The 20,391-nt window shown below is 67.0% G+C and carries 17 protein-coding genes; 9 read left to right on the top strand and 8 right to left on the bottom strand.

The annotated features are described in order from the left end of the window. Positions 1-6 precede the first annotated feature (6 nt). Positions 7-807 carry an alpha/beta hydrolase gene (locus tag MU582_21065; GenBank protein UPK74895.1) on the bottom strand — a complete coding sequence of 267 codons (801 nt, stop codon included), beginning with the start codon at positions 805-807 and terminating at the stop codon, positions 7-9. Between the two features lie 112 nt (positions 808-919). Here MU582_21065 and MU582_21060 point away from each other — a divergent pair, with 112 nt between their 5' ends. The 3 genes from MU582_21060 to MU582_21050 all read left to right on the top strand — a co-directional run bounded on the left by MU582_21060 (position 920) and on the right by MU582_21050 (position 4,248). Further along, a complete protein-coding gene (locus MU582_21060; GenBank protein ID UPK74894.1) occupies positions 920-2,068 on the top strand; it encodes a CoA transferase in 1,149 nt (382 codons plus the stop codon). Between the two features lie 24 nt (positions 2,069-2,092). Then, complete coding sequence (locus tag MU582_21055) at positions 2,093-3,235, top strand: acyl-CoA dehydrogenase family protein (GenBank protein ID UPK74893.1); 1,143 nt, start codon at positions 2,093-2,095, stop codon at positions 3,233-3,235. Positions 3,236-3,408: 173 nt separating this feature from the next. Then, positions 3,409-4,248, top strand: coding sequence for a phosphatase PAP2 family protein (locus MU582_21050; protein ID UPK74892.1), 840 nt, complete (start codon positions 3,409-3,411; stop codon positions 4,246-4,248). On the opposite strand, the gene MU582_21045 is transcribed toward MU582_21050, so the two are convergent. Beyond that, positions 4,169-4,885: a MerR family transcriptional regulator gene (locus MU582_21045; protein UPK74891.1), complete on the bottom strand. Its 717-nt coding sequence runs from the start codon at positions 4,883-4,885 to the stop codon at positions 4,169-4,171. The genes MU582_21050 and MU582_21045 overlap by 80 nt on opposite strands. 215 nt (positions 4,886-5,100) lie before the next feature. Between MU582_21045 and MU582_21040 the strand changes: the two genes are divergently transcribed. Together MU582_21040 and MU582_21035 are read left to right on the top strand one after the other, a co-directional pair. Continuing rightward, a complete protein-coding gene (locus MU582_21040; protein UPK74890.1) occupies positions 5,101-6,312 on the top strand; it encodes an acetyl-CoA C-acetyltransferase in 1,212 nt (403 codons plus the stop codon). Positions 6,313-6,331: 19 nt separating this feature from the next. Beyond that, on the top strand, positions 6,332-8,524 hold the full coding sequence (locus MU582_21035) for a 3-hydroxyacyl-CoA dehydrogenase NAD-binding domain-containing protein (GenBank protein ID UPK74889.1): 2,193 nt from the start codon (positions 6,332-6,334) through the stop codon (positions 8,522-8,524). Positions 8,525-8,559: 35 nt separating this feature from the next. On the opposite strand, the gene MU582_21030 is transcribed toward MU582_21035, so the two are convergent. Both MU582_21030 and MU582_21025 read right to left on the bottom strand, forming a co-directional pair. Next, positions 8,560-9,261 carry a DUF4386 domain-containing protein gene (locus MU582_21030; GenBank protein ID UPK74888.1) on the bottom strand — a complete coding sequence of 234 codons (702 nt, stop codon included), beginning with the start codon at positions 9,259-9,261 and terminating at the stop codon, positions 8,560-8,562. Between the two features lie 72 nt (positions 9,262-9,333). After that, on the bottom strand, positions 9,334-10,449 hold the full coding sequence (locus tag MU582_21025) for a ScyD/ScyE family protein (protein ID UPK74887.1): 1,116 nt from the start codon (positions 10,447-10,449) through the stop codon (positions 9,334-9,336). Positions 10,450-10,580: 131 nt separating this feature from the next. Between MU582_21025 and MU582_21020 the strand changes: the two genes are divergently transcribed. Next, positions 10,581-11,006, top strand: coding sequence for a LuxR C-terminal-related transcriptional regulator (locus tag MU582_21020; protein ID UPK74886.1), 426 nt, complete (start codon positions 10,581-10,583; stop codon positions 11,004-11,006). Between the two features lie 40 nt (positions 11,007-11,046). Here MU582_21020 and MU582_21015 read toward each other — a convergent pair whose 3' ends face one another. From MU582_21015 to MU582_21005, 3 genes are read right to left on the bottom strand one after another with little or no spacing between them, the layout of a single operon-like run. Further along, on the bottom strand, positions 11,047-12,312 hold the full coding sequence (locus MU582_21015) for an FAD-binding oxidoreductase (protein ID UPK74885.1): 1,266 nt from the start codon (positions 12,310-12,312) through the stop codon (positions 11,047-11,049). A gap of 42 nt (positions 12,313-12,354) precedes the next feature. After that, entirely contained in the window at positions 12,355-13,767 is a 1,413-nt protein-coding gene (locus MU582_21010) for an FAD-binding oxidoreductase (GenBank protein ID UPK74884.1), read from the bottom strand. Between the two features lie 6 nt (positions 13,768-13,773). After that, a complete protein-coding gene (locus MU582_21005; GenBank protein UPK74883.1) occupies positions 13,774-14,769 on the bottom strand; it encodes a pirin family protein in 996 nt (331 codons plus the stop codon). Positions 14,770-14,832: 63 nt separating this feature from the next. On the opposite strand from MU582_21005, the gene MU582_21000 reads away from it, so the two are divergent. After that, positions 14,833-16,467 carry an alpha/beta hydrolase gene (locus tag MU582_21000; protein UPK74882.1) on the top strand — a complete coding sequence of 545 codons (1,635 nt, stop codon included), beginning with the start codon at positions 14,833-14,835 and terminating at the stop codon, positions 16,465-16,467. Here the strand turns inward: MU582_21000 and glgC are convergent. Next, positions 16,443-17,714, bottom strand: coding sequence for a glucose-1-phosphate adenylyltransferase (glgC, locus tag MU582_20995; protein UPK74881.1), 1,272 nt, complete (start codon positions 17,712-17,714; stop codon positions 16,443-16,445). The two genes, MU582_21000 and glgC, sit on opposite strands and share 25 nt — an antisense overlap. Positions 17,715-18,440: 726 nt before the next feature. Here glgC and glgA point away from each other — a divergent pair. Beyond that, a complete protein-coding gene (gene glgA, locus MU582_20990; GenBank protein UPK74880.1) occupies positions 18,441-19,631 on the top strand; it encodes a glycogen synthase in 1,191 nt (396 codons plus the stop codon). Positions 19,632-19,723: 92 nt separating this feature from the next. Beyond that, positions 19,724-20,362 carry a hypothetical protein gene (locus tag MU582_20985; protein UPK74879.1) on the top strand — a complete coding sequence of 213 codons (639 nt, stop codon included), beginning with the start codon at positions 19,724-19,726 and terminating at the stop codon, positions 20,360-20,362. Positions 20,363-20,391 lie beyond the last annotated feature (29 nt).

Here is a 20,391-nt window from a genome sequence, read left to right as displayed (position 1 = left end):
CGGGGATCAGGCGGCCGCCCGCTCCTGGGTGATCCCGAGGCGCATCACTTGGGCCACGAGCTCGGGGTCGTCGATCATCGGTACGTGTCCGCAGCCTGGCAGCGACACATGCCGCGCGTTGGGCAGCCGCCGCCGGGCGATCTCCGCCTGGCGCGGAGGTAGTACGCGGTCGCGGGTACCCCAGGCGATCGTGGTCGGCACGGTCGGTACCGCCAAGCACTGGTACTTGGCCGCTGCCTTCGCGGTGGGTTTGTAGCCGGGGGCTTTCGCCATCGCCAGCGCGTCGCCCAAGAACTCCTCGGCGGTCAGCCGCTCGGGATGCGCGAATATCGGTCGCATCGCCTGTGCGCGAAGTCGTGGACTGCGGGAGATGCGCTGCAGGACCGCCTCCGGAACCATCGCCGACGCGCGCAGCGACCCGAGTAGCAGCAGCGCCTTGCGCCGGTCGTACGCGGACCAGAACCCGCCGGGCGCGAGTCCCGTCACCGAGCGGACGAGACCGGCCGCGCCCAACTCGATCGCGATCGCCCCGCCGAGCGAGTTGCCGACGATATGCGGACGGTCGAGGCCATGCTGGGCGAAGATGTTCGCGAAGTTCTCGATGGTGGTCGCCATGTCGTACGTCAACTCGGGCGGCAGCCCTGGTGACTCGCCGAACCCGGGCAGGTCGAACGTGATCACCTCGTAGTCGGCGGCGAGCGCGTCGACGACCGGGTCCCACGCCTGCCGGCGATGGCCGATGCCATGCAGTAGTACGACGGGCTCGCCCTCACCGGTACGGCTCATCGCGATATCCAGGTCGACCATGGTGCCCTCCAACTCTTCGGCTACGTGACACTAACACTGTTACATCGATCTGGGCACCATCTCGTCGCGTACTGTTGCTTGACGATGACAGCAGAACTGTCACAATTACCGCATGCCTGAGCAACGGGGTCCTCTGCACGGTGTCCGAGTCGTAGAGTTCGCCGGTCTCGGGCCGGGCCCGTTCGCGGCGATGACGCTCGCCGATCTCGGTGCCGATGTGATCCGGGTCGACCGGCCCGGCGGCGGCACCGCGTTCACCCCGCCGCAGTACGACCTCCTCACCCGTGGCCGACCGTCCGTTGCTCTCGACCTGAAACAGCCCGACGGCGTCGCAACCGTGCTCGACCTCGTCGAGCGAGCCGATGTCCTGATCGAAGGATTCCGGCCTGGGGTCGCGGAGCGACTCGGGTTCGGCCCCGACGAGTGTCTCGCTCGCAACCGCGCACTCGTGTACGGGCGGATGACCGGCTGGGGTCAGGACGGCCCGCTGTCGAAGCAGTCCGGGCACGACATCGACTACATCGCGGTAGCCGGCGCACTGCACGGGATCGGTCGGACCGGCGGCCCGCCGCAGGTGCCGGCCAATCTGCTCGGCGACTTCGGCGGGGGCGGCATGTACCTCGTCGTCGGCGTGCTCGCGGCACTGCTCGAAGCTCGTGTTTCCGGCGAGGGGCAGGTCGTCGACGCCGCGATCGTCGACGGCACGGCGCACTTGATGAGCATGCTGGTCGGTCTGTCGGGTGCGGGTGCGTGGCGCGACGAGCGCGGCACCAACCTGCTCGACTCCGGAGCGCCGTTCTATGACGTGTACGAGACCTCTGACGGTGAGCACCTCGCGGTCGGAGCACTCGAACCGCAGTTCTACGCCGAGCTCGTCGAGCGCCTCGGCCTCGTCGATGCGCCCGACCGCAACGACCCCTCGCAGTGGCCGGTACTTCGCAAGGTGCTGGGAGACACCTTCGCCTCGCGTACCCAGGCGGAGTGGGTCGAGTTGTTCGCCGACAGCGACGCATGTGTGGCGCCTGTCGTACCTCTGAGCGAGGCGCCGGACCATCCGCACATCGCCGCACGGGGTACGTACGTGGAGCACCACGGCGTCGTTCAGCCGGCACCGGCTCCCCGCTTCTCGCGTACGCCCGCCGAGCTGTCGACCCCACCCGCCGCCGTCGGTACGAATACCCGAGAAGCCCTACAGGCATGGGGAATCAACGGCGTCGACGATCTGATCGACCGCGGGATCGCCGTACAAGCAGCTGAGTAGTCACGAACGCACTAGGAGCCCTCCATGCAGCGAGACCTGTTCGAGCCCGACCACGACGCGTTCCGCGAGACCGTACGTGCGTTCGTCGAGAAGGAGGTCAGCCCGCACCATGCGGCGTGGGAGGAGGCCGGCATCACGCCGCGCGAGCTGTGGACGAAGGCCGGTGCGCAGGGGCTTCTCGGCTTCATGGTCCCTGAGGAGTACGGCGGTGGCGGAGTCGACGACTTCCGCTTCAACGCCGTACTCGACGAGGAGCTCACCCGCGCGCACGCCAGCGGGGTCGGCTTCGTACTCCAGACCGACCTCGTCTCCGGCTACCTGTTGAGCTATGCGAACGACGAGCAGAAAGCGCGCTGGCTGCCGAAGTTCTGTTCCGGCGAGACGATCACCGCGATTGCGATGACCGAGCCAGGCACGGGATCCGACCTGCAGAGCATTGCGACCACAGCTCGCAGCGACGGCGACCATTACGTCGTGAACGGGCAGAAGACCTTCATCAGCAACGGCATCAACGCCGACCTGGTCATCGTCGCGGTCAAGACCGATGTGGATGCTGGCGCGCAGGGCGTCTCGTTGCTGGTGCTCGAGCGCGGCATGGAAGGGTTCGAGCGCGGTCGCAATCTCGACAAGCTCGGGATGAAGGCTCAAGACACCGCGGAACTGTTCTTCGAAGACGTACGCGTACCGAAGTCGAACCTCCTCGGCGACGAGGGCAAAGGCTTCATCTACCTGATGGAGAAGCTGCCGCAGGAGCGGTTGTCGATCGCCGTCGTCGCGGCAGCGGCGTGCGAGGCGATGCTCGATATGACCCTGACGTACGTGAAGGAGCGCAAGGCCTTCGGCCGGGCAGTCGGGTCGTTCCAGAACTCCCGTTTCGTACTCGCCGAGCTCGCCACCGAGACGCAGATAGCGCGGGTGTTCGTCGATCGCTGCATCACCGAGCTGAATGCCGGCGCGCTGTCCATCAGTGACGCGGCGATGGCGAAATGGTGGACCACCGAGTTGCAGAACAAGGTCGCGGCGAAGTGCCTGCAGCTGCACGGCGGTTATGGCTACATGTCGGAGTACCCGATTTCGAAGGCGTACGCCGACTCGCGCATTCAGACGATCTACGGCGGCACCACAGAGATCATGAAGGAGATCATCGGTCGCACGATGGGCCTCTGATACTCGCCTCCCACCGACTCCTCAGGGGCGCCAACCCCTGAGGAGTGGGGGTTGAGACCAGGGTCAATAGGGGAGACAGCCCCATATCGCCGGCGGGTTCATCGCGCGAGAGTGAGATGACCGCAGAACCACCGCCGGGGGGACCCATGTTGAAGCCGCGCGTAACGCGCACCATGCCAACGCAGTGGTTCGTGGTCGGCGAGATCATCATCGTCGTCGGGCTGTTCCTGGTCTACAAGTACGCCCGGTTGCTGATCGCGCACCCTGACTCCGTCGCATTCGACAACGCCGACCTCGTCGCCAAGGCGGAGTCGTTCCTGCATCTGCCGACCGAGCTGCACGTGCAGGACGTACTGCTGTCCAGTGAGCTGTTGGTGCACCTGGCCAACGTGTTCTACGCGTACGTCCACTTCCCGCTCACCGGGCTGTTCTTGGTGTGGCTGTTCCTGCGCTCTCGGCATCACTACCTGCAGCTACGTACGGTGCTGATCCTGATGACCGGCGCCTCGCTGGCGATCCACACGGCGTTCCCGCTCGCTCCGCCGCGGATGCTTCCGAACCTCGGCTTCATCGACACCGCGGCGGCGTACGGGCCGTCCGTTTACCATGCGGCTCCTCAGGCCGATAGCGTCGCGAACCAGTTCGCCGCGATGCCGAGCCTGCACTTCGGGTGGGCGGTCGTCGTCGCGATCGGGGTGATCAGGGTGAGCGACTCGCCGCGGCGTTGGCTGTGGATCCTGCACCCGGCGGCAACCCTGCTGGTGATCGTCGGCACCGCGAACCACTACTGGCTGGACGCCGCCGTTGCGGGAGCGCTGCTGCTCGTCGCCGACCATGCCGTACGCCGGTGGCGGCCGGTGGCCGGTCTCGCCCGCCCGGCCATGCTTCCGTTGCCACGCCTACCCCACCGTGAGCGTGACGTTCGTGCGCAGGTCACCGTCGGCGGCGTACCGTCTCGCGCTGAGTCTCGTTCACAGCGGCCTCATAGCTCATCACAAGTGCCTGCACGGTGAGCGGTTTGTAGTGCTCGATCAGCTCGCGAATCGCCTCGGGCGACTGACCGCTTTCGCGGTAGTGCGGCCACACGATCTCGAGGAACACCGTCGTCAGCTCCTCCGCAATCGCCCGCCCGTGGTCGGTGAAGATCCGCTGTGCGGCGACAGCGGCGTCCAGTGGAATGCCGATGTCGAGCATCTGGACGCCGAGCCCGAGGTGCGCGGGCGCCACCCGGAACACGTCTTCCTCGGGTGTTGGCTCGACCGTGCCGAGTGCGACCAGAACCTCGATGTCTTCGTCGGACAGGTCGCGCCCGGTACGCGTGACCAGCTCGTCGCGGGTCAGCGTCTCCGGGAGATCGGGAGTCCATGGCGCGAGCAGGGTGCGCTGAAGTGCGATGTCTTGTGGAGTTGCCGTTTCGGGTAGGCGTTCGAGGTAGCCCTCGATGGCAGAGAGCGTGAACCCGTGCGCCTGGAGCTCGCGTACGAGCTCGAGCCGGGCGATGTGCACCGGACCGTAGTAGCCGTTTCTACCTTCGCGGCGCGGAGGTGGGATGAGGCCGCGGCCTGCGTAGAAGCGGACCGTACGCACCGACATGCCGACGCGCCCGGCGAGCTCCTCGACGCTCAGCGTCTCCGACGCGGAATCGGGCATGCAAGGCACGATATCCGGTTGCTCGGCGTCCCTGTGTCAGCCCGCTCGACCCGTCGCTCGCGTGATCGTGGCCACAGACCGACGCCGCGCTCTGGCCACCGTGACAGTCCTGGTGTCACAATGGCGGGCACCGGTTTGCGCGACGCGCTACTGGACAGTAACTTAGAGGTTGCCCGCACTCGAGGGACACGACATCGCCGAACGGAAGGCTGGTCATGACCGAGGCCTACATCTACGACGCGATCCGCACGCCACGCGGTCGCGGTAAGAAGACCGGGTCGTTGCACGAGGTGAAGCCGATCAGCCTGGCGATCGGCTTGCTGCACGAGATCCAGACCCGCAACCCCGGGCTCGACCCGGAGCAGATCGAAGACCTGGTGCTCGGCTGCGTGACCCCGATCGGCGACCAGGGCAGCGATATCGCGAAGACGGCGGCGCTCGCTGCCGGGCTGCCGTACACCGTCGCGGGCGTGCAGCTCAATCGGTTCTGTGCCTCCGGTCTCGAGGCCGTCAACCAGGCCTCGCAGCGCATCCGTTCCGGCTGGGAGGACCTCATCCTCGCGGGCGGTGTCGAATCGATGAGCCGGGTGCCGATGGCATCCGACGGCGGCGCATGGGCGATGGACCCCGAGACGGCGTTCGAGACCGACTTCGTGCCGCAAGGTATCGGCGCCGACCTGATCGCCACGATCGGCGGTTGGTCGCGCGCTGACGTCGACGCCTATGCCGCGGAGTCACAGGCGCGTGCGGCCAAGGCGATCGCCAACGGCTACTTCGCCAAGTCGGTGATTCCGGTCAAGGACCGCAACGGCCTGACCATCCTCGACCACGACGAGTTCGTACGCCCCGGCACGACCGTCGAGAGCCTGTCCGGGCTCAAGCCGTCGTTCGAGGCCATGGGCGAGTTCGCCGGTTTCGACGCCGTCGCGCTGGAGAAGTACGTCGAGGTCGAGCGCATCAACCACGTGCACCACGCGGGCAACTCGTCGGGCATCGTCGACGGCGCCGCCGTCGTGGCGATCGGCAGCGAGGAAGCCGGCAAGCGCAACGGCCTCGCGCCGCGCGCCCGCGTACTCGCGACCGCCGTGAGCGGTTCGGAGCCGACGATCATGCTGACCGGCCCGGCTCCCGCGAGCCGTAAGGCGCTCGCGAAGGCGGGCCTCGAGGTCGGCGACCTCGACCTGATCGAGATGAACGAAGCGTTTGCTGCTGTGGTCATGCGGTTCATGCAGGACCTCTCCGTGCCGCACGACATCGTCAACGTCAACGGCGGAGCGATCGCGATGGGTCACCCGCTCGGTGCGACCGGCGCGATGATCATCGGCACCCTGATCGACGAGCTCGAGCGCCGCGACCAGCGTTACGGCCTTGCCACGCTGTGCGTCGGCGGCGGCATGGGCGTCGCAACCGTCATCGAGCGTCTCTAACGAGCAGAGGACTTCACATATGACTGAGACCACCACCACGGCCGAGGCCGTCCGCTACGAGCTCGACGCCGACGGCATCGCCACGTTGACGCTCGACGACCCGGCTCAGCGCGCCAACACCATGAACGCGGCCTACATCGCCTCGATGGGACGCGCTGTCGACCAATTGAGCGCCGATCGCGAGCGCATCAAGGGCGTTGTGATCACCAGCGCTAAGAGCACCTTCTTCGCCGGCGGCGACCTGCACACGATGATCCAGGCGCAGCCCGAGAACGCCCAAGCGGTCTTCGACGAGATCGAGACCGTCAAGGCACAGCTTCGTACGATCGAGACCATCGGCAAGCCGGTCGTCGCGGCACTCAACGGCACCGCGCTCGGCGGCGGCCTCGAGATCGCGCTCGCCTGCCATCGGCGCATCGCTGTCAACGACGGCAGATCGCTGTTCGGCCTGCCCGAGGTGACGCTCGGGCTGCTGCCCGGCGGCGGCGGGGTCACACGTACGGTCCGCATGTTCGGTCTGCAAGAGGCACTGATGAACGTGCTGCTGCAGGGTCCGCAGATGAAGCCGGAGCGGGCGCTGAAGGCGGGCATCGTCGACGAGCTGGTCGATGACGCGGAGGCTCTCGTACCCGCCGCGCGGGCATGGATCCAGGCACATGCCGATGACGCCGATGCCGCGAGCCAGCCGTGGGATCGCGACGGCTACAAGATGCCCGGCGGTACGCCGTCGTCGCCGAAGCTCGCACAGTTCCTGCCGGCGTTCCCGGCGACGCTGCGCAAGCAGACAAAGGGTGCGCCGTACACCGCGCCGCGCAACATCATGAGCGCCGCGGTCGAAGGCGCGCAGGTCGACTTCGATACGGCAACCCGGATCGAGTCGCGTTACCTCGTCGACCTGATCACCAAGCAGACGTTCAAGAACATGACGCATGCGTTCTTCTTCGACCTGCAGGCCATCAACGCCGGCGGCTCGCGCCCCGACGGCATCGAGCAGAGCAAGGCCACCAAGCTGGCCATCCTCGGCGCCGGGATGATGGGCGCCGGCATCGCGTACGTATCGGCGAAGGCCGGCATCGACGTGGTACTCAAGGACATCAGCGCCGAGGCAGCCGAGAAGGGCAAGGGGTACTCGACGAAGCTGCTCGACAAGCAGGTCGAGAAGGGTCGCATGACCGCGGAGAAGCGCGACGAGATCCTCGCGCGCATCACGCCGACCGCCGACTACGCAGACCTCGAAGGCTGTGATTTCGTCGTGGAGGCGGTCTTCGAGTCCGTCGACCTGAAGCACCAGGTCTTCGCTGACCTCGAGCCGGTCGTCAAACCCGATGCCCTGCTGGGATCCAACACCTCGACCCTGCCGATCACCGAGCTCGCCACGGGCGTGAAGCGGCCCGACGACTTCATCGGAATCCACTTCTTCTCGCCCGTCGACAAGATGCCACTCGTCGAGATCATCGCGGGCGAGCGTACGGGCGACGAGGCGATTGCCCGGGCGATCGACTACGCCAAGCAGATCAAGAAGACGCCGATCGTGGTCAACGACTCGCGTGGCTTCTTCACGTCGCGGGTGTTCGGCACGCTCGTGATGGAGGGCGCGGCGATGCTCGGCGAGGGCGTCAACCCGGTCACCATCGAGCGTGCAGCGACGCTCAAGGGCTTCCCCGCACCGCCGCTCGCGATGATCGATGAGGTCGCCCTGACGCTGACCCAGAAGATCAACGCCGAGGCCAAGGCAGCAGCAGAGGCCGAGGGCTTCGCGTTCGGCGATCACCCTGCCATGAAGGTCGTCGACACGCTCGTCGGCGACTTCGACCGTAAGGGCAAGGCGGCCGGTGCTGGCTTCTACGAGTACCCCGCCGAGGGCAAGAAGTATCTCTGGCCGGGTCTGTGGGACAGCTTCGTCCGCGAGGACGTCGACATGCCGCTGGCCGACATCCAGGAGCGGATGACGTTCATCATGGCGATCGAGACGGTGCGGTGCCTGGAAGAGGGCGTCCTTCGTACCGTCGCCGACGCCAACATCGGCTCGATCATGGGCATCGGGTTCCCGCCGAATTACGGTGGCGCGCTGCAGTACATCGACGGGTACGAAGGCGGACTCGCCGGGTTCGTCGAGCGGGCCCGTGAGTTCGAGAAGGCGTACGGCGAGCGGTTCGCGCCGCCCGCGTTGCTACTGGACAAGGCCGAAAAGGGCGAGACATTCGGTAGTTGATTCGCTCAGCGCCTGATACGCGTGTCATGCGCGTATCAGGCGCGGGCCCCGTCCGTCGCGATGATCGAGCTCGGCAGGAAGCCCTTGAACAGCATCCAACACCCCAGCGAGAACTCCCACAGGGCGACCGGGAGCGCCGCGATTGTTGCGGCTGACGACACCTGGTCGTACGCGCCGAACAACGTCGCCATCGCCGAGGCGAGAAGCAACGGTGCGCCGATGAGCCCGATTACCGGAATCACCCGCGGGACCAATCTCGACCTGTACATCAGGTAGCCGAGTAGCAGCGCGTTGATTCCCGGAATCAATCCGGGACCGAGCAGGAACGTCCAGTCGTGGTACGCGATCAGCGACCGTCCGGTCGTCTCGAGGGCTGCAGCGTCCGTACCCGTTGCTCCGTCGAGATCTTGGCGCAGCGTGACAGCGGCAAGCATGGCCGCCACGCCCGCGAAGACCACGGCCGCCTCGAGAAGTCGTGACGTCACGAAGCCGAGGGCGATGCCCTCGTTCTGCCGTTTGACCACCGGGAACAGCGCGACGGCGGTCGCCACTGCGGCTACGCCGTTGACCAGGTCGAGTGCGCTTCCCCAGAGCACCCGGTCGACCGATCCCACTCCGAGGATGAAATCGGGGTCGTCCAGCACGGGGCCGTGCAGCGCGAGGGCCGGGATCGAGCTCGCGAAGGTGATCAGGTAGCACGCACCAGCGATTGCCGCGGTCTTGCGAAGCGATGTCATATCCACCCTCTCCATCGGCTCCGACCATGAGGTGAGGACCCCTGCCCCGGCGGAGTCCTCACCTCGGTGCCGTCAGCGGAGGCGCCAGATCTGGCCGTTCCATGCCGGGTTGCCCATCGCGCCCGTTGCCGGAGCGATGGAGAAGGCGGCGACGTAGGGCTTGCCGTTCTTCACTGCGACGCCGGCCGGGAACGGCACTGCGTACGTACGGCGCTTGCCGTTCGGAGCAACGCGTACGACCCTGCCCGGGAAGCAGGTCGGGATCTGGTCGAACCCACACTTACCGCCGAACAGTTCGCTCACGTAGAGCGTGCCGTTCTTCGTCCGGGCGACACCCGTGACGGTCGTGAAGCCCTTCCAGGTGCGTACGACCTTGCCCTTCTTCGACAGCGACCACACCTTGGCCTTGCCGGGGATCTCCGAGTGCAGCTCACCGACCAGGATGTTGCCGGTACGCCGGTCCACGGCGAGTGAGGTGGGTACGGCGTCGACCTTCTTGCCGTACTCCTTCATCTTGTGGAACACCCGGATCTTGCCTTTGCGGACCCGGTAGATCGTGTCGCCTGCGGCGTCTGCCACCAGGACGTGCTTGCGCAGCGCGAGCACGGAGTACGGGTTCGAGTCGAAACCCTCGCCGTCGGGGTCGTGGTTCTTCTCGTACTTGGCGATGTCGGCGACGATGTGCATCTTGCCGCCGGCTCGGCGTGCCATCAGCTTGCCGGCCTGTTTACCGGGTACGCCCTCCGGGATGAGGTCCGGCGGTGCGTACGTCATGATCGCGTAGTACGGCCCGCCGGGTCGCTTACTCGCGCCGTCGCTGCCGACCGCGAAGGTTCCGTCCGGTCCGGCCGCAGAGAGCAGATGCCGCATCGGGCTCCACTTCTTGCCCTTCTTGACGACCGTGACTTTGCCGCTGCTGCCGACGCACTGTGCTTCGTCGCCCTCGCCGACACAGTCGGCGGGGTCGTACGACCCGTGGCCCGCCTGCGCGACGAGTAGGTTCCCGTTCGGGGTGAGCGAGAGCTGGCGCGGATTGTCGAGCTTGTCCGCGATGACCTTGTGCTTCGCGGCCTTCAGCGAGTGGGGCGGTGCCTGGTCCGCGCCTGTTGCCGTGACGGTTGGTACGGCGAGCGCGACCACGCCCAGGGCACACGGAATCACCCGTGTGTAAAGGACTTTGGTGTTCATCGAGACTCCAAGGGGTGAGCGTTGATGCGCTATCGGTCACGAAACGGCCCGAGTTGCGCGCCATTTCTCGAAAGGTACGCAGCGGCGGGCGGCATCGCTATACGCTTTTCGGCGTAGCGGGGAGGGCGAATATGACTGCTACAACGCAGACTTCGAGCACAAGGGCCGGGCGGCAGCTGGCCGAACCGGCCGCCGTAGACGGGCCCTCAGAGCGCTTGCAAGAACTCGTCGATCGCCTCGCGAAGGCTCCTGAGATCCGCGAGTGCGGGGCGTGTCAGCAGTACCTCGCGTCGGCACTCGAGCTGATCCTTGCGCACCTTCGTCCGGTGGCAGCCACGCCGCCGCAGCGGGTCACGTTGACGACCCGGGAGCTCGACGTACTGAGGCTGCTGGCGGGCGGCATGACCGCCCACCAGATCGCGCGCCGACTAGGGATCTCGTGCGCCACGGTGCGCAAGCATCTGGAGCATGCGTACGCGAAACTCGATGTGCACGATCGGCTCACGGCAACCATCCGGATGCGTGAGCTCGATCTGCTACCCCGTCCCGACCTCTAGAGTCCGGGAACCGGCGCGCCTCAAGGCATATGTCCGCATCTCACCTCAGCGGGTCGAACGGTGTGAGCTCGGCAGGTGTACGCCCGGTCGTGATCGTCTCCGCGATCAGCTCACCCGTCAGCGGCCCGAGGACCATGCCCCACATCCCGTGACCGCCCGCGGCGAACACATGCGGTGAGCGGGTCGGGCCGATCAACGGCAGCCCGTCTGCGGTGCACGGCCGCGAACCGACCCACTCGTTGCGCCGGTCGTCGAAGTCGACGCCGGGGCCGAACATCGGTCGCGCCGCGGCGACTATTGCCTCGATCCGGCGCGGGTCGACCGGCACCTCGGGCCGCCGGAACTCCATCATCCCGGCGACGCGCAGTCGGTCGCCGAGCGGCGTGCACGCCACCCGCTGATCGGGGAGGTACACGGGATGCTCGGGGAGGGCATCGGCCGGAACCGTGAAGCTGTACCCACGCCCGGCCTGTACGACCCGGCGTACGCCGAACGGGCGCGCCAGCTTGCCGAGCCAGGTGCCGGTGGCGGCGACGACCGCGTCGAAGCGCTGAGTCTGGCCGCCGAGGTCGAGTACGACGCCCGCGTCGTCGTCGCGGATCTCGCTGACGCCGACGCCCTCGTGGATGGTCCCGCCGCGCTGGCGTACCGACGCGGCAAGCGCCGCCATGTACTCGGGCGGGTTGATGAAGCGCTGACCGTGGATGCGGATCGCTGCTTCGACGTTCTCGGACAGTGCCGGCGTGATCCGTCGCGCCTCGTCGCCGTCGATCAGGTCGTACGAGGTGTCCTGCCCGGACTCGCGTACCTCGTCGAGCTCATGGGCGAGGTGCTCGCGAGCCTTGGAGTCGGTGAAGCAGGCGAGGAAAGAGTCGGTGTCGCGCATCGGCGACTCGACGCCGCCCTTCGCGAGCAGGTCGAACGAGTCAAATGCACGTCGGCTCATCGGTGCGTACGCGCGCAGGCTGCGTCGCCAACGGCGAGCCGTGCTCGCCCGAGTGAACCCCGAGAGGAATCGGATCAGGCCCGGGTCGGCGCTCACGGGTACGTAGACCGGCGAGCTCGGGCTGAGCACCGCCTTGACGCCGTACGTCAATACGGCGGGCTCGGGGAGGGGCACGGTCAGGGCCGGCGTGAGCCAGCCCGCGTTACCCCACGAGGAGCCCGCTGCGACGTGGTCGCGCTCGTAAACCGTGACCTCGACGCCGCGGTCCTGGAGGAACCATGCGGTCGAGAGTCCGACCATTCCGCCGCCGATGACGGCTACTCGGTTGGCCGCGCCATTGCGGCCGATCTTGCTCATCATTCCGCCACCATAACTTTTAGGCAACAAACGTGGGACGGGGGTTCACCTACCGGTCAACAGGTTCGCGAACCGGGCGATCCGGCTCGGTTTCCGGAGCCCTGCCGCCTCGCGGCGGTCGGCTTCGCGATAGAGCGCGTACATGGCCTGAACTCCCAACCAGCGCAGGGGTTCTGGCTCCCACTGCCGTACCTGTCGACCGGTCCAGGGCAACGACACGAGCTCGGATTCCTGGCCGAGAACGAGGTCCGCGAGAGTGCGGCCGGCGAGGTTCGTCGTGGTGAGGCCGCTGCCGACGTATCCGCCCGCCCAGCCGAGTCCTGTATCGCGGTCGACGGCGACGCTCGCGCACCAGTCGCGGGGCACGCCGAGCACTCCGCACCATGCGTGCGCGATCGGCAGGCCGTGAGCCGCCGGAAACTGGCTGTGCAGGATCGCGAGCAGGGACTCGATGGTCTGTGCCTGCGTCACCCCGTCGACATCGGTACGCGAGCCGAAACGATAAGGAACCCCGCGTCCGCCGATGGCGATGCGCCCGTCAACCGTGCGCTGCGCATAGCTGTACGCGTTTGCGGCGTCACCGACGAGCTCCGCGCCGGTCCAGCCGATCTCGTCCCATACCGCCGGCGGGAGCGGCTCGGTCGCGATCATCGAGGAGTTCATCGGCAGCCACTCCCGCCGTTGGCCTTCGATGCTCGCCGTGTATCCCTCGAGGCAACGCAAGACGTGATCCGCGCTTACGACACCGTTGCGGGTGATCGCGCGGCCGGGCTCGATGGCCGTCACCTCAGTGCCCTCGTAGATGGTGACCCCGAGAGCGCGAACGGCGGATGCGATGCCTTGTACGAGCTTGGCAGGCTGCACCCGGGCACAGTGGGGGCTGTACACGGCGCCGAGCGCACCCTCGACCCGCACCCGATCGCGTACCTCACCGCGGCTGAGTCGACGCTCATGCGACTCGTCGATGCCCCAGCCGGCGTTGGCTCGTAGCGTGGCGTCCAGGCGGGCGAGCTGGGGTTCGGAGCGGGCGACGTGGAGCACGCCGTCCTTGACGATGTCGGCGTGGATTCCCTCGGCCTCGCAGACGCCGATGACCTCGTCGACCGCGGACTCCATTGCGCGTACGAGCCGCAGGACTCCGTCGCGCCCGCCCGTCTCGGCGTACCGGTCGAGATTGCCGGCGAGCTCGGCCGAAAGCCAGCCGCCGTTGCGCCCGGATGCTCCGTACCCGGCGAACTCCTTCTCCAGCATGACGATCCGCAGATCGGGCTGCTGCTTCGCGAGGTAGTACGCGGTCCACAGCCCGGTGAGACCTGCGCCGACGATGCAGACGTCGGCAGTGCGGTCGCCCGGGAGCTCCTCACCGCGCTCGGGTACGCCGATCTGGTCGTACCAGAACGACACTGCGCCGTTCGTGATGCCGCCGGTGTGCTCGCTCCGGTACGTACGGGCGCTCATCCGGCACTAGCCCCTTCGACCGCGGGGACGCAGCGACACGTCGGGGATCGGCGGCGCGGGAATCCGGTAGCCGTCGAAGGAGTCGACAACTCCGTAGTCGGAGCCCTCCGACCAGGCCTTGCGCATCGACTCGATCTCGGCGTGGCTGCGTCCGATGAAGTTCCACCACATGACGAGCTCTTCCTCGAACGGCTCTCCGCCCAGCAGTAGGAACACCGCCTCTCCGGCCACCGCCAGCTCCGTACGCCCGCGTCCGAGGTACGCGAGCGAACCCGGCTCGACCGTGGTGCCCTCGATCTCGACCGAGCCCGTCGCGACCACGATCCCGTACTCGAAGTCGCTCCGTAACGGCAGCGCCGACTCGCCGTCGAGGCGTACCTCTGCTCCTAGGATCGGGGTGTGCGTTGTCGCCGGGGACTCGACGTCACCGAGCGCGCCGAGCAGTACGCGGACCTGTGCATCGCCGAAGGAGCCTCCCGGTAGCTCCTCGTGGTACTCCCACCCGGGCTCACCGGATCGACTCGCGTCCGGGAGTGCGACCCACAGCTGCATGCCGTGCAGCATCGCCGGGCGCTGATCGGGCGATGCCTCGGAATGCGAGATCGCCCGGCCCGCCGTCATCAGGCCGAGACCGCCGGGATCGATCAGCTGGTCGCTACCGATGCTGTCCTGATGGTGTACGGCACCTTCATACAGCCAGCTCACCGTCTGTAGACCCGAATGCGGGTGCGGCGCGACCTGCATGCCGCTCGTTGCGGAGATGTCGTCCGGGCCGTAGTGGTCGACGAAGCACCAGGCGCCGATCATCCGGCGGTGACGCTGCGGGAGCATCCGGTTGACGATCGTCTCGTCGCGGGCCTGCTGTGATCCGTCGGCAGTGCCCTGTAGAGGGCGGCGAGCGCTCAGCGGCACCAGCCGCCCCGATAGCAGATCGACCGTTGGTCCGTCGGGTGAGTCGCTGCCGCAAACGGACTCGGCTGGATTTCGCTCGAGATTGCTCACCGAAGCAGCGTAACGACCCCGGGCCCCGATAGGGTGCGAACACTGTCGACAACGGGGGTCTTGATGAAGCATCTCGTCGTACGCGCCGCTGCCGTTTTCGGGGCGATCGGGCTGGCCGGCTCACTCCTCGCCGCGCCCACCACGGCGCGCTCCGCGGCACCTACGGCGTCGCCCGATCAGGTCGCCGCGCCGGTGCCCGATATCAACTGGCACAAGTGCGAGTTCGCCAAGAAGTTCGACTGCGCCAACGTGCGGGTGCCGCTCGACTACGACAACCCCGACGGCCCGAAGACGAAGGTATTCGTACAGCGTCATCGTGCGACGAAGCCGAAACAGCGCATCGGATCGCTGTTCATCAACCCCGGCGGTCCGGGCGGAAGCTCGAGCGGGTTCGTGTTCGACGCGATCAACCTGTTCGGCAAGTCGGTACGACAACGCTTCGACATCGTGGGAGTCGACCCCCGAGGCGTCGGCGGGTCAGCGATCGCCGAGTGCAAGGGCAAATGGCACCACGCGCCGGGCTGGCCACCGCTACCGTTCCCGTTGAAGCGCAAGGCCGAACGCAAGTGGATTAAGGCCGACAACGATCTGCGAGCCTTCTGCGCGAAGCACAAGAACGCCCTCCTCGACCACATGTCGACGGCCGACACTGCCCGCGACATGGATCTTGTCCGGCAAGCGCTCGGTGACGACAAGCTCACCTACTACGGCGTCTCCTACGGCACCTACCTCGGCTCGACGTACGCCGCGATGTTCCCCGACCGAGTACGCGCAGTCATCCTCGACGGTGTGCTCGACCCGGTCGCCTGGTCGACCGGCCGTGGAGACGCCGGTCGCAAGCTGCCGTTCTCGACCCGGTTGCGAAGTGGCTACGGCGCGTACGAGGCCTGGATGTCGGCGCTCGACGAATGCGCTCGGGTCGGCAAGAAGCGCTGCGGAGCCTCGGGCGACGTCGAGCACATGTGGCGCGCGGTCATCCGCAAGGCGCGCAAGGGCAAGCTCGTCGTCGGCAAGCAGCACGTGCGTTACGAGTCCATCGTCGGCGATGTGCTCAGCGGGTTGTACGCGCGTCAGAGCTATCGCTCCCTGATGCGCTACACACAGCGTCTCTATCGCACGTCGAAGGCGAAACCGGGCTCGCGCCTGCATGCGCAGGCGTCCGCTGACGTCCAGCGTCTGGCCAAGAGGCTGCGCGCCATTCGCAGGGAGCTGCCCGGTCCGTACGCCGCGCCGCAGGTTGGGCCGCAGGCGCGTGGATTCTCCGATGCGTTCTCCGGGGTCGCCTGCTCCGACACGGCCAACCCCAAGCGGCCGAACGCCTGGATCAGGGCGAGTAAGCGCGATGACTACACGATGCCTTGGTTCGGACGACTCTGGACCTGGAGCTCGTCGCTGTGCGCCGGTTGGCCGGGCTCGTCGGCCGATGCTTTCCACGGACCGTGGCGGGTGAAGACCTCGACCCCGGTGTTGATCATCGGTAACTCGCACGATCCCGCCACGCCGATCAGCGGGGCGCGGGCAGCGAACCGGGTACTCGCGAAGTCACGCCTGTTGATGCTCGACACCTGGGGGCACGGCGCGATCGGCCAAAGCCGGTGCGTGACCGACAAGATGGCCGACTACCTGCTCGGGCAGAACCTGCCCGAGGCGGGCACCGTGTGCAAGCCGGACCGTCAGTTGTTCCCGCCGAGGGGCTGACCGAGCGGCAGCCCCTTCTCTGCCACTATGAGGCCCGACCCGCCGACGTACAGCCCGTTGGCGCGGTCGGCCTCGGGGTCCGAGCCGATCCGCATCCCAGCGGGTACGTTGACCGACTTGTCGAGAATCGCGTTGTGGACCTGGGCTCCCTTGCCCACGTACACGTCGTCGAGAAGCACCGAGTTGGTCACAAGCGCGTCGGCATCGACGAAGCAGCGCGGCGACAGCACCGACTCTCGTACGGTGCCGCCGGTGATGACGGCGCCCGCCGACACGATCGAGTCCTCCGTACGAGCAGGTTCGCCGTTGGCGCCGTGGACCAATTTCGCCGGAGGGTATGGCCCGTAGTGCGTGTAGGTCGGCCACTCATAGTTGTAGAGGTTGAAAACCGGCAGCGGTGAGACGAGATCCATATGTGCTGCGTGGTACGCCTCGAGCGTGCCGACGTCGCGCCAATAGTCGCGGTCGCGGTTGTACGAACCGGCGACATCGTTGCCGCGGAAGTCGTAGACCGCAGCCTCTCCGCGTTCGACGAAGGTCGGCACGATGTCGCCGCCCATGTCGTGCGCCGTGGCATGGGCATGCGCGTCGGCACTGACCGCCTCGACGAGGGCATCGGTGTCGAAGACGTAGTTGCCCATCGACGCGAGTACGTGATGTGGCGTATCGACAAGTGGTACGGGTGATTCCGGCTTCTCTCGGAACGCCACGATCCGGGTCGGGTCGGCGGGGTCGACCTCGATCACGCCGAGTTGCCCGGCATGCTCGATCGGCTGCCGGATCGCACCGACCGTTGCGGATGCGCCGGACGCACAGTGCGCAGCGACCATCTGGGAGAAGTCCATGCGGTACACGTGGTCGGCGCCCGCAACCAATACCAGGTCGGGGCGGGCATCGCGGATCAGGTTGAGACTCTGATAGATCGCATCGGCGCTACCGAGGTACCAATGTTTCCCGACCCGCTGCTGCGCCGGCACGGGTGCGACATAGTTGTCCAGCATCGTCGGCAGGCGCCAGGCCGTACTGATGTGCCGGTCCAGGCTGTGCGACTTGTACTGGGTGAGGACGATGACCTGCAGGTACCCCGAGTTAACGATGTTCGACAGCGTGAAGTCGATCAGCCGGTACGTACCGCCGAATGGCACGGCGGGTTTCGCGCGGTCGGCAGTGAGCGGCAGCAGACGTTTGCCCTCGCCACCGGCAAGGACGATCGCGAGCACCTTGGGGTTGCGCGTACGTGGGCTCACGGAGACGAGACTAATGCGCATAGCGCCCGGGTGGCCGACTCGCTTCGTCGGGCGACTGTCCGCCGCTTCGGTTCTCGTCGCAGTCGGCTTCCGCTTCCTACTGTGCGACTACCCGTCTGCCCTGGTCCGCTCGCTGTCGGCCTTCCCCGTCCGCCGTACGACTACCCGCTTGCCCGCTCGGCTTCGCTGTCGGCTTTCCATACTGCGACGGTTGGGCAATAGACGCGGCGACGCGGGAGCCGCAGCTACGACCTCGGGTTGCTGGCCGGCTTTTCCCATTTCGGTTGGCTTTTGCGGGGGGTGGCGCTTTACCAAGTAAACATGGTGAAACTCCACTTTGCACGGCAGAGACGCCGTGCAAAGTGACACGTTGCCGTACTCGTTGGTACGCCAGCGACTACCGGTACGGAAGTGACACCGAATCCAAACTTTACCCCGATCCAATGTCAAGGTGACGGGAGAGCCGCCAAGCAACCGAACCGAAGTGGCGGCTCCGCGCGTCGCCCCGTCTTTTGCCCGGCCGAAGGAAGCGGGCAACGCCGACAGCGCCGAGAATCGGGCAGGCGGGTGGTCGCACCGAGGGAAGCCGAGAGCCGAACGCGACGAGGAATCGGGCGGTCGGGTAGTCGCACCGAAGGCCGACGCGTGCACTCCCAGCACTGTCAGGACGCGAGCACGTTCGAAGCACTAACGTTGGCCGAACGGGTCGTGCCGTGAGGAGAGGCTATGCGAGTCGACATCCTGAGCCGTGAGTACCCGCCGGAGGTGTACGGCGGGGCGGGCGTGCACGTTGCCGAGCTGGCGAGTGCGCTGCGCGCGCGTGACGACGTCGACTTGCGGGTGCGGTGCTTCGGCGACCCGCGTGATGAGGAGGGTACGACCGGATACCTCACACCGGTCGAACTCGCCGATGCGAGCGCCGCGATCCGCACGCTGGCAACGGATCTGACCATGATCGACGACTGCGCCGGTACGGACCTGGTGCACTCGCATACGTGGTATGCGAACCACGCCGGTCACGTCGGATCCCTGCTGCACGGTGTGCCGCATGTCGTGACTGCGCACAGTCTGGAGCCGCTGCGACCGTGGAAGGCCGAGCAGTTGGGCGGCGGCTACGCAGTCAGCTCCTGGGTGGAGCGGCAGGCGTACGAGAACGCCGCCCGGATCATCGCGGTGAGCGACGCGATGCGTGCCGATGTCCTTCGCTGCTATCCCGACGTCGACCCGACGAAGGTCGTCGTTGTCCGCAACGGGATCGATACAGACGCCTGGACCCCGTCTCCCGAGCGGGCCCGCGTTCGCGCGCTCGGCGCAGATCCGGATCTGCCGAGCGTCGTGTACGTCGGCCGGATCACGCGACAGAAGGGTCTGCCACATCTGTTGCGCGCCGCGCGACTGCTTCCGACGGACACCCAGCTGATCCTCTGCGCCGGCGCGCCGGACACCCGCGACGTCGAGCGGGAAGTCGAAGCGCTCGTCGCCGAGCTGCGTGAGACTCATGAGAACGTCGTCTGGATTCCACAGATGCTCGCGCGCTCAGACGTCGTCGCGATGCTGACGGCCGCGACGGTGTTCGTCTGCCCGTCGGTGTACGAACCGCTCGGCATCGTCAATCTCGAGGCGATGGCCTGCGAGACGGCAGTCGTGGCAACCGCTACCGGTGGCATTCCCGAGGTGGTGGCCGACGGCGAGACGGGATGGCTGGTGCCGATCGAACAGCTCGGTGACGGCACCGGCACACCCGCAGATCCTGAACAGTTCGAACGCGATCTGGCCGCAGCCCTCACCGAGGCGCTGTCGGACCCCGTACGTGCGGCGGCGTACGGAGCGGCCGGGCGGCGGAGGGCGGTCGAGTCGTTCAGTTGGGATGCCGTCGGGGAGAGCACGATGCAGGTCTACCGCGAAGTGCTGGGCTGACCCGACGGCGAAGCGCCAGATCCCTCCCTGGTGGGACGAACCTCATCTGCTCGGGCGATCCGTACGTGTTGGCGCGGTGCGAGATTCGTGGCATGTCAACTGATGCGAGTGTCTCCATCCCCCCTCGGTCCAGCGATCGGCGCGGGCGCGTGCGTACCGCGTGGCGATCGGCCCATGCCGCGGTCGCCGGTGTGCCCCGATGGGCGCGGATCGCCGCGTACACCATCCCGTTCGTGGTGGTGGGCAGCAGCATCTGGCGGATCCTGACGTTCACGTTCCATGTGCCGCTGGTTGACCCCGCGCCCGCGGGTGCCGACGTCAACGGTGACCTTCCGGCATGGATTCCGCTCGGACTGTACGTAGTACTGCTCTCGATCCTGTCCGAACTGCTCGCTTTCACCGCGATCGGGCTGGTCGCGCGCTGGGGTGAGGTGTTTCCGCGCTGGCTGCCCGGTCTGCGAGGTCGTCGGGTGCCGATCAGTCTCGCAGTCATCCCGGCAGTCCTCGGATCGTTGATCTTGACGCCGCTGTGGGCGTGGACGACGTTCACGTCGTTCTTCCACAAGACGATCCAATGGACCGACATCTCCCCTGAGAACCCGTTCGCCGAGTTCGACTGGCAGTTCCTGGTGGCCAGTGTTGCCTACGCGCCGCTCGTCCTGTGGGGGCCGCTGCTCGCGGCGGTCACGATCGCGTACGTCCGGCGCCGCACCGGTCGCTATGCGACCTGATCCGCGACCCTCTGCCAGCCGAGGACCCG

The organism is Nocardioidaceae bacterium SCSIO 66511 (assembly GCA_023100825.1).
Taxonomy (GTDB): Bacteria; Actinomycetota; Actinomycetes; order Propionibacteriales; family Nocardioidaceae; genus Solicola.
This window is presented reverse-complemented; position numbering and strand designations above follow the sequence as displayed.